This is a genomic window from Sphingomonas nostoxanthinifaciens (genome assembly GCF_019930585.1).
GTDB lineage: Bacteria > Pseudomonadota > Alphaproteobacteria > Sphingomonadales > Sphingomonadaceae > Sphingomonas_I > Sphingomonas_I nostoxanthinifaciens.
This window is the reverse complement of sequence record NZ_CP082839.1, coordinates 1,699,022-1,713,397: the sequence shown is the minus strand read 5'-3', so window position 1 is coordinate 1,713,397 and position 14,376 is coordinate 1,699,022. Positions and strand designations below refer to the sequence as shown.

Here is a 14,376-nt window from a genome sequence, read left to right as displayed (position 1 = left end):
CGACACGCCGCGCCGATATAGCGGGTAGTCCCGAAACGGCCAGTGGCGGGCGGCGTTCGGTTGCATCGAGTGCGAGCCTGCGGCACCAGCGGGCCGGTCCCTGAAACCGGGAGCAAGCCCCGCAATGACCCTGCCGCTCCTCCTGCTGCCCGGCCTGATCTCCGATGCGCGCATCTTCGCCGCTCAATTGGCACGTTTCCCCCAGGCGATCGCGGTCGACGGTCTGGGGCCGCTGGCCAGCCTCCAGGCCATGGCCGAGCGGACGCTAGAGCATGCGCCGGAGCGCTTCGCCTTGCTCGGCCATTCGATGGGCGGGCGGGTGGCGCTGGAGGTCGTGCGGCGCGCCCCCGACCGCGTCGTGCGGCTGGCGTTGCTGAGCACCGGCATTCACCAGCCCCGGCCGGGCGAGGCGGAAAGCCGCCACGCGCTGCGCGACGTCGGCCGCGCCGAGGACGCTGCCGCTTTGGTCGATCGCTGGTTGCCGCCGATGCTGGCACCGGCGCATCGCGACGACCCGGCGATCCTGCAGCCGCTGCGCGCGATGTGCATCGGCGTCGGAGTCGAGGATTTCGCCGCGCAGTCGGAGGCGATGCTGAGCCGGCCGCCGGTGGACGATCTGCTGCCGCGCATCGCCTGCCCGACGCTCGTCATCACCGGCGCCGAGGATGCGTGGAGCCCACCCGCACAGCATGAAGCCATCGCCGCGCTCATCCCCGATGCCCGGCTGGCGATCATCCCCGGCGCCGGTCACATGCTGCCCGCCGAGGCGCCCGACGCGTTGAACGAACTGATCGCGGCATGGTTGACGGAGGGATGACCCAAGACCCCCCTGCCGTCATCCCGGCGCAGGCCGGGATCCAGGATGCGATTCATCCGCGAACGTGACGTGGCCTGGATCCCGGCCTACGCCGGGATGACGGCGATGGATAATTTCACGCCTCTGGACATCGCATCGAAGCGGAGCCAAGGCCGCGTCTCACGCAGGCGCGGCGAGAGCGGACCGGGTTCAGCCGCCGCTCAGCCGTGACGACATAGATCCTCTGACGAGGGCGATTAGGCGAGAAGCATGGAAGCGCCGGTTTTCTACGATCCCAGCGGTCGGCGCGGCCGATGGTCGAAGCGCTTGCTGCTGGCGCTGATCGTCGTGCTGTTTCTCGCCGCGATCGGCTTCGCGGCGACGATCTTCAACGTGCCCGCGCCCGACCCGCTCAAGATCGGGATCGAGCGCGAACAGCCGCGCTCGCTCAACAGCCAGGTAGCGCATCTGCGCCGCGTCGTGCAGCGGCGCGTGCGCGCCTTCGCCTCGTGGCTGCCGTCGGAGGGAAAGCCGGGCACGGTGATGCCGGGTCGGCAGGCGGTGATCGGCTTCTACGTCCCGTGGGACGACGCCAGCAAGACAAGCCTGCAGGCGCACATCAACCAGCTCGACTGGGTGGTGCCGGTGATCTCGTCGGTCACCGGGCCGGATCACGAATTCGATTACCGGCCGAACGCCAACCTGAAAGCGGTGCTCGCCACCAGCCAGCATCATCCGCTGATCCTGCCGGTCGTCCAGAATGTCGAGGACGACCAATGGTTCGGCGCGGACACGGCGAAGCTGCTGCACGATCCCAAGCTGCGTGCGCATCTGCTCGATCAGGTCGGCGAGATGCTGACGGCGGAACATGCCGCCGGCGTGGTGTTCGACTTCGAAGAATTGCCGGCGACCGCGCAGCACGATTATCAGCGCTTCATCGCCGAGGCGAACAAGCGCTTCTCGAACATGCTGGTCACGCTGGCGGTGCCGGTCGGCGACAATGATTGGGATCTGAAGGCCTACGCCAAGGTCGCCGACAAATTGTTCCTGATGACCTATGACGAACATTATCCGGGCGGCGATCCGGGGCCGATCGCCTCGCAGCCGTGGTTCGTCGAAAAACTGCGCCGCACGGTGGCCGAGGTCGGCCGCGAAAAGTCGATCATCGGCATCGCCAACTATGCGTATGACTGGCCAGACGGCAAGACCGACGCCGACACCATGACCGACGAAGAGGCATGGCTGATCGCGCACGACAACAATGTCGTCACCCGGTTCGACAAAGCGAGCGGCAACGCCACGTTCGACTATCATGACGATGACGGCACGCTGCGCCACGTATGGCTGCTCGATGCCGCCAGTGCATGGAACCAGATGCGCGCGGTCAAGGCCGCGGGCGCGTTCGGTACAGCATTGTGGCGTATGGGCGGCGAGGATCCCGGTATCTGGGACGACTTCGCCGCGATCGTTAAGGGCAACGTGCCCCCGACCTTCGGGCCGCTCAAGTCGATCGGCAACGTCGACGTCGAGGGCAATGGCGAGATCGTCCGGATCGAACACGTTCCCGAAGACGGGCTGCGCACCGTGACCGGCGACGCGCGCGGGCTGATCCGCGACGAGCATTTCGCAAGCTATCCGACGCCCTATGTGGTGCGCCGCTCGGGCTATCGGCCGAAGGAGGTCGCGCTCACCTTCGACGACGGGCCCGATCCGAAGTGGACGCCCAAGATCCTCGACATCCTGAAGGCGAAGAACGCTCCGGCGACCTTCTTCGTGATCGGCGAGAATGCGCTCGCCCATCCCTTCCTGCTCAACCGCATCCTGGCGCAGGGCTCGGAGATCGGGAACCACAGCTACACCCATCCCAACATGGCTCTGGTGTCGCCGCGCGGCGTGCGGATCGAGCTCAACACCACGCAGCGGCTGGTCGAGGCCTATACCGGCCGCGCGATGCGGATGGCGCGCATCCCCTATTTCGGCGACGCCGAGCCGACCACCAGCGACGAGCTGGTGCCGGTGCTGCAGGCGCAACAACGCGGCTATCTCAACATCGGCCTGCACGTCGACACCGAGGATTGGCAGCGGCCGGGCACGCAGGCGATCCTCGACAACACCTTCGACGGTGTCGAGGCGGGCAACGACAAGAAATCGGGCAACATCATCCTGCTGCACGATTCGGGCGGCGATCGATCGCAGACGGTGGCGGCGCTGCCGGCGATCATCGATGGGCTGCGCGCGCGCGGCTATACAATCGTGCCGGTCTCGCGCCTCGCCAACGTCTCGTCGAACGAACTCAATCCGCGCATCTCGGGATCCGATCTGATCGCGGTGCGGTTCGACGTCGGCATCTTCATGCTGCTTGCCGGTCTCGACCAGCTGCTCAAGTTCCTGTTCTTCATCGCCATCTTCGTCGGCACGGCGCGCGCGATCCTGCTCGCGCTGCTGGCGCTGCGCTCCAACCTGCCGCGTAACCGGCCGGTGCCGCCGCCGATCGATCCCAACCGCTTCGTCTCGGTGCTGATCCCCGCCTTTAACGAGGCGCGGGTGATCGCGACGTCGGTCGCGCGCGTGCTGGCGAGCGAGGATGTCCGGCTCGAGGTGATCGTCATCGACGACGGTTCGTCCGACGGTACCAGCGACGTCGTCCGCGAGGCCTATGCCGACGATCCGCGCGTCCGCCTGCTGACGCTGGAGAATGGCGGCAAGGCACGCGCGCTCAACCGCGGGCTGGAATTGGCCACGGGCGAAGTGATCGTGGCGCTCGACGCCGACACCCAGTTCGAGCCGCTGACGATCGCGCGCCTGTCGCGCTGGTTCGCCGACGACGAGGTCGGCGCGGTGGCGGGCAACGCCAAGGTCGGCAATCGCGTCAACATCGTCACGCGCTGGCAGTCGGTGGAATATGTCACCGCGCAGAATCTGGAGCGGCGCGCGCTGTCCCGCTTCGACGCGATCACGGTCGTGCCGGGCGCGGTCGGCGCATGGCGGCGCGCCGCGCTCGACAGCGTCGGCGGCTATCCGCACGATACGCTGGCGGAAGACCAGGATCTGACCATCGCCATTCAGCGCAAGCGCTGGCTGGTGGAATATGACATCGACGCGGTCGCGTGGACCGAAGCACCCGAAACCTTCGGTGCGCTCGCCAAGCAGCGCTTCCGCTGGGCGTTCGGCACGCTGCAATGCCTGTGGAAGCATCGCCGCATCCTGCGCGAGCGGCGCCCGGCCGGGCTCGCCCTAGTCGGCATCCCGCAGGCGTGGCTGTTCCAGATCGGCTTCGCGCTGATCTCGCCGCTGATCGATCTGGCGCTGGCGATCAGCATCATCTCGACGGTCGTGCGCGTGCAGCAGCATGGCTGGCATCAGACGCAGAGCGACGTGCTGCGCATGCTGGTCTACTGGGTCGCCTTCACCGCGATCGACGCGATATGCGGCCGCATCGCCTATGCGCTGGAGCCGCGCGAGAAGAAGTTCCCGCTGTTCCTGCTGCTCGCCCAGCGCTTCGTCTACCGCCAGATCATGTATTCCGTGGTGGTGCGCGCGGTGACGGCGGCGGTGCGTGGTCCATGGGTCGGCTGGGGCAAGCTGGAACGTTCGGGACGCGTGGCGACGCCGCAGGGCTAACTCAAACCGCGGGCCGTTCTTTTCGAGCGGAGGTTCGAGCCGGTGGCCCAGAAATCCGCATGCATGGCGCGTTATTCGATGGGCGCTTCTCGACGGGCTTGAAGTGGCTCGAACCGAACGGATCGCACCCGTTGGCGCGGAAGAAGCCATATGCCTGGACCGCATGAGCCGTTGACAAAAGCGGCCTCGCGCCGGAAAGAAACTGCTATTAGCTCTCAATAGCGGTTGTTCTCCTGATCCCGTCGCATCCTCAAACGCACCGCCGCTCCTGGCGCAGCTGGTGGCTCAAGCAGCTGCACACCTGGCATTGGGTGAGCGCGGCGATCTCGTTGTTGTCGATGCTGCTGTTCGCCGTGACGGGGATCACGCTCAACCACGCAGCGTCGATCGACGCGAAGCCGGTGGTGAAAGACAGCAGCGGCACCCTGCCCGGCCCGCTGCGGCCCCTGCTCGCCTCTCCACCGCGCGCCGACGCGCCGCTGCCCACCGCCGTGGCGAAGGCGGTGCGCGATATCGTCGGCGTCGATGCCGGCAGCCATGCCGGCGAATGGTCCGACGGTGAGGTCTATGTCGCACTGCCACGGCCGGGCGGCGACGCCTGGGTGAGCATCGATCGCGCCAACGGCCATATCAGCGCCGAGACCACTGACCGCGGCTGGATCTCGTACCTCAACGATCTCCACAAGGGCCGCAATGCCGGGGCGATATGGTTCTGGTTCATCGACCTGTTCGCGGCCGCCTGCGTGCTGTTCACGATCACCGGGCTGCTGCTGCTCCAGTTCCACGCGCGGCGCCGGCCGATGACGTGGCCGATGGTGGCGGCGGGCGTCGCGCTACCGATCATCGTCGCCATCCTGTTCATCCACTGAGGGGCCAAAAATGCGATCGACTTCCTTCATCCTGCTGGGCGGCGCGATCGCCGCGCCGGCTGCCGCCGGCACGATCAATGTCACAATCCCGCGCCTGTCGGTCGCCGAATATCACCCGCCTTATGTCGCGGTATGGCTGGAGCCGACCGCCGGCGGCGCACCGCGCACGATCGCGGTGTGGTACAACGTCAAGAAGCTCGGCGCCGAGCCGGGCACCAAGTGGCTGGCCGAGATGCGCACCTGGTGGCGCAAGGCGGGGCGGAGCATGACCGTGCCTGCCGACGGCATCACCGGCGCGACCCGCGCGCCCGGCCAGTATAATATAACCCTGCCCGCCGACGTGAAGCCCGGCGCCTACGTGCTAAACGTCGAGGCCGCGCGCGAAAGCGGCGGCCGCGAGCTCGTCTCCACGCCGCTGACCGTGCCCGGCACCGCGCGCGCGGCGGGCAAGGCCGAGCTCGGCGCCATCACCGTTTCCGCCCGCTGATCCGGAGGCCCGCCATGCGTAACCTCACCACTCGCCTGCTCGCCGCTGCCGTCGCGCTGGCGGCACTCCCCGCCGCCGCGCGCGCCGAGCATCCGTGGCTGCTTCCCTCGGCCACCAGCTTCTCCGGCCCTGAAAGCTGGGTGACCTTCGACGGCGCGGTGACGAGCGAATTGTTCTTCTTCGACCATGCCCCGCTGCGGCTCGAATCGGTCAAGGTCACCCAGCCCGACGGCACACCCGGCACGATGCAGAATGCGTCGACCGGCCGCTACCGCTCGGTCTTCGACGTCAAGCTCGACAAGCCCGGCACGTGGCGGGTCAGCAGCGAGATGGCGATGGTCGGCGGTACCTTCATGCAGAACGGCGTCGAGCGGCGCGTCGGCGGTCGCGGTGGTCCTCCGGGTGGCGGACCCGGTGGGCCTGCCGCAGCAGGCGGCCCGCCGCGCCTACCCTCTGTCGCGGTGAACGAGATCCCCGCCGACGCGACCGACGTGAAGCTCGCCGAGACGCTGTCGCGCAACGAGGTCTATGTGACCGAGGGGACGCCGACCACCGCCGTCTTCGCCCCCACCGGCAAGGGCATCGAGCTGGTGCCGATCACCCATCCCGACGATCTTGTGCTGGGCGAGCCTGCGCGGTTCCGCTTCCTGGTCGACGGCCAGCCCATGGCCGGCCTGAAGGTAGCCGTCATCCGTGGCGGCAAGCGTTATCGCAACGATCTCGGCGCGATGGATCTCACCACCGGCGCCGACGGCGTGCTGACGATCAAGTGGCCCGAGGCGGGCATGTACTGGCTCAATGCGACGCTGACCGACGCCAAGACCAGCGTCCCGCGCGCGACCGAGCGGCGCCTGTCCTACAGCACCACGCTGGAAGTGCTGATGCCGTGAGCGACCCCGTCCGGATCGCGCTGCCGCCCGACATCGCGCCGGCGGCGATTGCGGCGCGCGATCCGGCCTGGTCGATCGCCACGCTTTCGGGCGAGACGATGGGCACGATGTGGCACGTGCGCTTCGCCCGGCCTCCCCATGCCAACCTGACGGCGATCGGCGCGGCGATCGTGGCCCGGCTGGGCAACATCGTCGCCGAGATGAGCCAGTGGGAAGCGGCATCCTATCTGTCGCGCTTCAACCGCGCGCCCGCAGGATCATGGTTCGCGCTGCCCCCCGATTTCGCCCATGTCGTCGCCGCCGGGCTGCGCATCGCGGCCGCGACCGATGGCGCCTTCGATCCGGCGATCGGGCGCTTGACCGATTTGTGGGGATTCGGGCCCGTATCGCGATCGACCCCGCCCGATGAGGCGACGCTCCGCGCGGCGCGCGCGGCATCGGGCTGGCGACGGCTCGAATTCGATCCCGGCGCACGACGGCTGCGGCAGCCGGGAGGGCTGGCGCTCGATCTGTCGGGCATCGCCAAGGGCCATGCCGTCGATGCGATCGCCGACCTGCTGGCGGCGAAGGGTCTGGGCCATTGCCTGGTCGAGATTGGCGGCGAGCTGGCCGGGCGCGGCGTCCGGCCCGATGGCCAGCCGTGGTGGGTGGATGTCGAGCAGCCGCCCGGCAGCACGCTGCCGCCGCTCCGTATCGCGCTGCACGGCCTGGCGGTGGCGACCTCGGGCGACTATCGGCGCGGCGCCCATACGCTCGATCCGCGCACCGGGAGGTCGACCGCGAACGGCGTCGTCTCGGTGACGGTGATCCATGCGAGCGCGATGGACGCCGATGCATGGGCGACGGCGGTCACCGTGCTCGGCGGGGATGCGGGGATCGCCGCGGCCGAGGTGGCGGGGATCGCAGCATGCGTCGTCGTCATGATCGACGGCGAAGCGCGCGAATTGCTTTCTCCCGCCTTCGCGGCGATGCTCGCGGACTGACCCGCCCCTAGCGGATCGTGCCGGCCATCTGGGCCGCGCCGACCGTCGAGGCCGCCGGCATATCGGCCGTGGCCAGCCGGCGCTTCGCCCACGCGATGAGCGGCGCCTCGTAAAATTCGGCCACGGCGTAAGAGAAGCCGCATGTCGCCAGCACGACCACCGACCAGAACAGGAATGCCGCCACGCCGTCCGTAGGGGCCACACCCCCGGCACCGATCGTCGCGAGGATCGGCATGTGCAGCGCGTAGAGTGGGTAGGAGAGCTTACCGAGGATCGTGCAGCAACGGTCGATCATGGCCGACCCCGGCGTCGCGAAGCCGGCCACCAGCGTGATCGGCGACAGCAGCAGGACGAAGATCACGCACAGCAGGGTTTCGTGGGGCAATTGCGGCAGCAGCAACCCCGTCAGGATGGCGACGCCCAGCAGGAACGGCACCTTCCCGTCGATCGCGCGCAGCAGCCCGTCGCGCCGCATGCGATAGAGCAGGACGCCCAATCCATAACTGAACGCGATCCGGGCCACGCCGCCAAGCGCGGTTTCGGGCTTCGGGCCGATCGCGATCGAACGATAAGCGAGGATCGCGAACAGCAAAGCGCCGAGCCCGACCATCGCCGCCATCGCCGCATGCGCGACCGTGCGTCGCCGATCGGGGCCGGTCAGCATCGCCACATGACCGGCATTGGCGATCAGCTCCAGCAGCAACGACCAGAGCGGCGGATTGAGCGGGAACAGCATGTTGGTCGAAAGGCAGGGGATCAGGAACAGCGCCAGATAGGCGGTGCCGGTGGCATCGGCATCGGCAACGCCACCCGTCAGATGGAAGGCCGCGCTGATAACAAGGCTGAGAAGGACCGCCGGATAGAGCCGGACGGCGCGCACCAGCGCGAAGGTGCCGGCAGACATTCGACCGTCGGCGATCTTGTCTTCATAAGCACGCGCCACGACGAAGCCGCTGAGCAGAAAGAAGAAGTCCACGGCATAGATAGCACTCGGCGCGATATCGACGCCGATCGTCGTTCCTACATGATGAACTACGACGACGAATGCCGCCAGCCCACGCAGTCCGTCAAGACCAACCAGATGTCGCGCAGCTATGCCGCGCGCGACCGAATCCCCCATGTCGCCAAACCCCCATCGACAACCATGGCAAGATAGCAATATCAGCCCGCGTCGGCATCATTTTATCTCGTCCGATGTGACCGGAGAGTTTTCGATACTTTTGAGTAATTTACGCTATCGCTATCCATGAAGCGGATCATCTGAGAGGTTAACGCTTCGCTCGTCTGCCACCTGTAGGGCGCCGGCCGATGCGGAGTGGCTCAAAAGTTCGGACAGCACGGGCTGTGGATAGTAACCGCGCCTAACGAGCTGTTAACCTTCATACTTCATTATCGTTGATGAACTCCAGAACAGCAAAGGTTCGCACCCCCCAACGTGTCGCTCTCGCGCATCTCGACCAGCCTGGCGGCGGCCCGCGACGAAGCGCGCGCCGCGATCGGTGCGGCTGCGCAAAGCACCGGCGTGGATTTCTCGTATCTGCTGGCACAGGCGCAGAGCGAGAGCGGACTGAACGCCACCGCCAAGGCCGGCAATTCGACCGCGACCGGCCTCTATCAATTCCTCGACCAGAGCTGGCTCGCCGTCGTCAAGAAGCATGGCGCCGAACATGGCCTCGGCTGGGCGGCGGACGCGATCCAGTCGAAGCGCGGCGGCGGCTTCACCGTCGATCCCTCGCTGCGCGATGCGGTGTTCGGGCTGCGCGAGCAGGCGGCCCCTGCGGCGATGATGGCGGCATCCTATGCCAGCGAGAATGCGCAGGGCCTGACGCAGGCGCTCGGCCGCGGCGTCAACGGCACCGATCTCTATTTCGCGCATTTCCTCGGGCTGCAGGGTGCGACGCGCTTCCTGCGCGCCGCCACCACCAGCCCCGACGCCACCGCCGCCAGCCTGTTCCCGCGCGAGGCGCATTCCAATCGCGGCATCTTCTACGCAAGCGACGGCTCAGCCCGCACGCTCGGGCAGGTCTATGCGCTGATGGGATCGAAGCTCGACAAAGCGAGCGACGCCAACGGTGTTTCAGACACGAGCAACGCGACGCCGGGATCGCTCGTCCAGAGCCTGCCCGGCGCGCCGCCGTTGCCCGACGTGCGGCTTGCCTATGCCGACATGAGCGACGCCAGCCTCGGCACGCCCGCGACGCAGGTCGCCGACGCATCGGGCGACGTCTCCTCGATGATGGCCGCGCTGGAGCAAGGCCGGGTCAATTTGCTCAAGCCCACGCCCGCGCAGGCCCGGCTCGCTTACTTGATGCTGTCGGCCACCCCGGCGGTCTGAGGGTCGCCTCCAGCCGCGTCGCCCTGCTTCGTATCGCTCCACTCGAGCGTGACCGACATGCGGCGGTTGCGCGGATCGTAGCGATCGGTCGGCACGAACGGTTCACGATCGGCCACGCCTTCGATCCGACTGAAGCGGGTGCCCGCCACGCCCTGCTCCGCCAGCGCACGCCGCGTCGCTTCGGCTCGCGCGCTCGACAGCGTCCAGTTGTTGACCGAGCGGCCGGCCGCATAAGGCAGCGAGTCGGTGTGGCCGCGCACGATCACGCCGTTGGGCACGGCGGAAATCACCTGCGCCACCTGCCCCATCAGCCGGAACGCATCGGGCAGCAGACGATCGGTGCCGATCGCGAACATCGAGAAGTCGGCTTTGTCCACCAGATCGATGCGCAGTCCCTCGCGCGTCTCGGTCATGCGGATGTTCTGTGCGAAGCGCTGGAGCGACTTGTCGCTCTGGATCCGCTTCATCAGCTCGCGCTTGAGGAAGCCGAAACGGATGCGATCCTTGACGCGCTGCGCCTCGCCTTCCTTCACGCCGCCCGACGCATCCTTGGGAATGGTGAGCGAGCGGCTGCCGGTCTGCGCCGACTTGTGCGCATAATGATCCTTCGACACGATCGAATCGCCGCCGAAGACGCCGTTCGATCCGGCCGACTTCTGCTTCATCTGCACCATCGTCGGCGCGAAATAGTCGGCGATGCCCTTGCGCTGCTTCTCGGTGGTGGCACCGAGGATCCACAGCAGCAGGAAGAACGCCATCATCGCGGTCACGAAGTCGGCATAGGCGACCTTCCAGGCGCCGCCATGGTGGCCGCCATGGCCCTCGACGATGATCTTCTTGACGATGATCGGGCGTGGTTCGGGCTCGTTCTTGCCCCGTTTGGCTGGTGCGGCCATTTCTTAGCGGCCGCGCATGCCGTCGAACACCTCGGCGAAGGCCGGCTGGTTCGAATGGGTGATGCCCGAGCGCGCCGCCTCGATCACCAGCGGCAGCGGGTGGCCATGGAGCGAGGCGATGATGATCTGCTTGACCATGCCGTAGATCGCGCCGTCGGCCTCGATCACCTGGCGGCAGCGGTTCGCGAAGGGCGCGACGATGCCGTAGGCGAGCAGAATGCCCATGAAGGTGCCGACCAGCGCCGAGCCGATCATGCCGCCCAGGATCGTCGGCGGCTTGTCGATCGAGCCCATCGTCTTGACCACGCCGAGCACGGCCGCGACGATGCCCAATGCGGGCAAAGCGTCGGCGAGGCCCTGCAGCATGTCGGCCGGCCGAATGTCGTCGTGGTGATGCGTCTTCAGCGCATTGTCCATCACGTCCTCGACCGCCATCGGGTCGAGCGTGCCGGACGAGATCACCACCAGCCGAAGCGTATCGGTGATCATGTGGATCAGCGTCGAATCCTTGAGCAGCTTGGGATATTGGCCGAAGACGCTCGACGACTTGGGGTCTTCGATGTGCGGCTCCAGCGCGACGGGCCCGTCGGTGCGCAGCATCTTCATCAGGCCGGAGACGAGGAAGATCGTGTCGAGATAATCCTTCTTGGCGTATTTCGGCCCCTTGAGCACCTTCATGAAGCCGCCGCCGAACTGCTTGATCTCTTTCATGCTGTTGCCGGCGACGATCGCACCGACCGCCGCACCGCCGATGATGATCATCTCGTGCGGGATCGCCTCCAGCACCGGGCCGAGGCTGCCGCCGGTGAAGGCGAACCCGCCGAACACCATGCCAAGCAGGACGACAAGGCCGATGGCAGCAAACATGGTTGGAGATCCCCCGTCTCAGATAACGCGAGGACAACCTAGCTCGATGATCCTCCAATAGGCTTAACGGCCGAGGTAAATCGGCATTAAGCCTGGCAGAAGCTCAGCCGATCAGATCGAACAGCGACTTTTTCATGGTCTGCGCATAGACGGACTGGGCCGCCTGCAGCGACAATTGCTTCGACTGAAATTGCGACAGGGCATAGGTGAGATCGGTGTCTTCGAGCGATGAACGCTCGGTCGTGAGCGCATCGCCGGCATCGGCCAGCGCGGTCTTGGCGGTATCGAAACGCTGTGCGCGCACGCCCTGATCGGCCTGGACCTGCGTGATATGGTTGATGGCGTCATCCAGCGCCGTCAGGCTCGCATCGGAGAGCGTGGCGCGCTGTGTGGCGTCGGTGGTGGTCAGCGCGGTGGCCGCATCGGTCAGGATGCTGGTGATCGAGGTCGGCACGCCGGCGATCGACACCTGGTTGAACACCGAATCGCGCGAGGCCGTGGCCGGCAGGTTGAGCGTATCCGACACCGGCAGCTCGAGCGGCGTGCCGTCCGGAAACAGCGGCGCCCCGGTCGGATCATTTTGCGTGGAGAGCGACTGGATGTTGCTGAGCAGGCTGGTCAGCTGCCCCGCGATCGTCGCACGGTCGGTATCGGACGTGGCGTCGTTACGACCCGACAACATCAGCTCCTTCGCCTTCGTCAGCAAGGTCGTGACCGAGGTGAGCGCCGTATCGGCGGCGCTTGAAATCGCCGCGCCGGTATTGGTGTTGGTGGTGTAGACGACCTGGTCGGCCTGCATCTGCCGGATCTCGGACACGCGTGCCGAGGCAGCCGGATCGTCCGACGGCGCGGCGAGACGCTTGCCGCTCGACACCTGCTGCTGCAGCGTCAGGATCTGGCTCGAAAGAGCGCTCTGGCGGCTGATCTCAGCCTGGGCGGTGTAGCGGCTAATGCTGGTCACGATCTGACCCCCTTATGGAAAGAGACCAAGGATCGCCTGGAACGTATCCTTGGCGGCCTGGATGATTTTGGACGAGGCCGAATAGGCCTGCTGGAAGCGCAGCAGATCGGCGGCCTGGTCGTCGAGACTGACGCCCGACACGCTGTCGAGCGCCGAATAGGCGTTGTCCTTCTGCGCCGATGCGGTGGTGGAGGCGGTATTGGCCGCGTTCACCTGCAGCGCCTGCGCGTTGACCATCGCGTGCCACGTCGTCTCGACCCCGCTCGCGCTGCGGGTGGACTGGAGCGCCAGCAGGTTGCCGTTGCTCGCGGTCGCGTCGGCCGCGGCGATCTTGGTGGGATCGGTGATGAGCACCTGCAGCGTCTCGGCCGTGTGGCCGGACAACATGTCGGTGCCGGCGACACCGCTCAAATCGAGGCCCTGCGCCTGCCACGTGTTGAGCTGGGTCGCGAGCTGGTCGGCCAGGCCGTCGAGCTGGCCCTTGCGATCGGACGCGTTGCCGGCGCCGTCCATCAGCCCCGCCAGCGTGCCCGATGTCGGCGTGGCGATGCTGTTGGTATTGTTCGACGTGAGCGAGACCACGAGGTGGCCGTCGCTCGACTGAGAAACGCTCACCAGTGCCGGCGTGGTGCTGTTGGCCGAAACGAGCGTCGGACCGCCATAGTTGCTGAGCTTGAGCGTCGCCGCACCCTTCTGGTCCAGCGTCACGTCGACGCCGACCGTGCTGCTGATCGTCGAGATCAGGCTGTCGCGTTGATCCTCCAGCGTCGCGCGGCCCGAAGTGCCCGCCTGTGCGGTCTCCAGCGACAGATTGAGCTTGGCGAGCTGGGTCAGCGAGGTGTTGAGCTGCGCCACCTGCGACGTCGCCTGATCGGAGATGGTGCCCATCACCTTGTCGAGGCTGGCCGCCGCCTGGCCGAGCGAGCCGGTCGCGTCCTGCACCGCATACAGCATGCTCTGGCGCAGCGTCGTGTCGGTCGGGTTGGCCGAAAGCGCGTTGGCCGCGGTGTAGATCGCGGTCAGTTTCGTGCCGATACCGGTGTTGGTGTCGTTGAGCTGCGACTGGACCGTCGTCAGATATTGCGCGCGCGTGTCGGCGTAGGACGAGTCCGAATTCGCGGTCCAGGCATCGCTCGACTTGTAGAGGTCGAAGGCGCGCGCCACCGTCGTCTGCTGCACGCCGTTGAAATCGGCATGCGTCGTCGACAGAAAGCCGATGCCGTTGGTGGCCTGCTCCTTCAGCGTCACGATGCGCTTGGCATAGCCGTCGGTATTGGCGTTGGTGACGTTCTCGCCGACCGCCGCCAAGGCGCCCTGATAGGCATTGATGCCCGAGCGGCCGATGGAGATCAGATCGCTCATTTGGACGTCGCCGGGCCGTTGGTGGTGGCCGTCGCGGCGCCGGCCGGACCGGCGACGCGTGCGCCCCATTGCTTGACCAGCATGTCGGCGATGCCGAGCGAGCCCTTGCCTGCCATCGCCTCGGCGAGCTTGCCGTCGCTCATGTCGCGGAACTGCTCGGTCGCGCTCGAATCCATGATGCCGTCGCCGAGGCTGGCGGTGCGCATCGACGAGATCATCTGGCGCGCGAACACCGCCTCGAAGCCCTGCGCAGCCTTCTTCAGCTTCGCCATGTTGGGCGCAGCCGTGCCGGTGGCCGCGCTCGTCGCC

Annotated in this window: 13 protein-coding genes; 7 read left to right on the top strand and 6 right to left on the bottom strand. The window is 66.9% G+C overall.

Translation table 11 applies throughout. The features are described from left to right. Positions 1-124 precede the first annotated feature (124 nt). The 6 genes from K8P63_RS08255 (at position 125) to K8P63_RS08230 (ending at position 7,646) form a co-directional block, all read left to right on the top strand. On the top strand, positions 125-817 hold the full coding sequence (locus K8P63_RS08255; RefSeq protein WP_223799329.1) for an alpha/beta fold hydrolase: 693 nt from the start codon (positions 125-127) through the stop codon (positions 815-817). Between the two features lie 249 nt (positions 818-1,066). Further along, positions 1,067-4,417 carry a glycosyltransferase gene (locus K8P63_RS08250; RefSeq protein ID WP_223799328.1) on the top strand — a complete coding sequence of 1,117 codons (3,351 nt, stop codon included), beginning with the start codon at positions 1,067-1,069 and terminating at the stop codon, positions 4,415-4,417. 233 nt (positions 4,418-4,650) lie between these two features. Beyond that, on the top strand, positions 4,651-5,286 hold the full coding sequence (locus K8P63_RS08245) for a PepSY-associated TM helix domain-containing protein (RefSeq protein ID WP_223799780.1): 636 nt from the start codon (positions 4,651-4,653) through the stop codon (positions 5,284-5,286). A 10-nt stretch (positions 5,287-5,296) separates the two neighbouring features. Then, positions 5,297-5,773, top strand: a complete 477-nt coding sequence (locus K8P63_RS08240) for a DUF2271 domain-containing protein (RefSeq protein ID WP_223799327.1) — start codon at positions 5,297-5,299, stop codon at positions 5,771-5,773. A 14-nt stretch (positions 5,774-5,787) separates the two neighbouring features. Then, a complete protein-coding gene (locus K8P63_RS08235) occupies positions 5,788-6,663 on the top strand; it encodes a DUF4198 domain-containing protein (protein WP_223799326.1) in 876 nt (291 codons plus the stop codon). 98 nt (positions 6,664-6,761) lie between these two features. Further along, on the top strand, positions 6,762-7,646 hold the full coding sequence (locus tag K8P63_RS08230; RefSeq protein WP_223799779.1) for an FAD:protein FMN transferase: 885 nt from the start codon (positions 6,762-6,764) through the stop codon (positions 7,644-7,646). A 7-nt stretch (positions 7,647-7,653) separates the two neighbouring features. On the opposite strand, the gene K8P63_RS08225 is transcribed toward K8P63_RS08230, so the two are convergent. After that, the gene (locus K8P63_RS08225; protein ID WP_223799325.1) at positions 7,654-8,766 is read right to left on the bottom strand and encodes an acyltransferase family protein; all 1,113 of its coding nucleotides are present in this window, start codon (positions 8,764-8,766) and stop codon (positions 7,654-7,656) included. A 315-nt stretch (positions 8,767-9,081) separates the two neighbouring features. On the opposite strand from K8P63_RS08225, the gene K8P63_RS08220 reads away from it, so the two are divergent. After that, positions 9,082-9,981: a transglycosylase SLT domain-containing protein gene (locus K8P63_RS08220; protein ID WP_223799324.1), complete on the top strand. Its 900-nt coding sequence runs from the start codon at positions 9,082-9,084 to the stop codon at positions 9,979-9,981. Here the strand turns inward: K8P63_RS08220 and K8P63_RS08215 are convergent. From K8P63_RS08215 to K8P63_RS08195, 5 genes are all read right to left on the bottom strand, one after another. Further along, entirely contained in the window at positions 9,948-10,877 is a 930-nt protein-coding gene (locus tag K8P63_RS08215; RefSeq protein WP_223799323.1) for a flagellar motor protein MotB, read from the bottom strand. The genes K8P63_RS08220 and K8P63_RS08215 overlap by 34 nt on opposite strands. A 3-nt stretch (positions 10,878-10,880) precedes the next feature. Beyond that, entirely contained in the window at positions 10,881-11,744 is an 864-nt protein-coding gene (gene motA, locus K8P63_RS08210; protein WP_223799322.1) for a flagellar motor stator protein MotA, read from the bottom strand. Positions 11,745-11,847: 103 nt separating this feature from the next. Further along, positions 11,848-12,705 carry a flagellin N-terminal helical domain-containing protein gene (locus tag K8P63_RS08205; RefSeq protein ID WP_223799321.1) on the bottom strand — a complete coding sequence of 286 codons (858 nt, stop codon included), beginning with the start codon at positions 12,703-12,705 and terminating at the stop codon, positions 11,848-11,850. 12 nt (positions 12,706-12,717) lie between these two features. Next, the gene (gene flgK / locus K8P63_RS08200) at positions 12,718-14,067 is read right to left on the bottom strand and encodes a flagellar hook-associated protein FlgK (protein ID WP_223799320.1); all 1,350 of its coding nucleotides are present in this window, start codon (positions 14,065-14,067) and stop codon (positions 12,718-12,720) included. Beyond that, on the bottom strand, positions 14,064-14,339 hold the full coding sequence (locus tag K8P63_RS08195) for a rod-binding protein (protein WP_223799778.1): 276 nt from the start codon (positions 14,337-14,339) through the stop codon (positions 14,064-14,066). The genes flgK and K8P63_RS08195 overlap by 4 nt, the downstream gene beginning before the upstream one ends. Between the last annotated feature and the right edge of the window lie 37 nt (positions 14,340-14,376).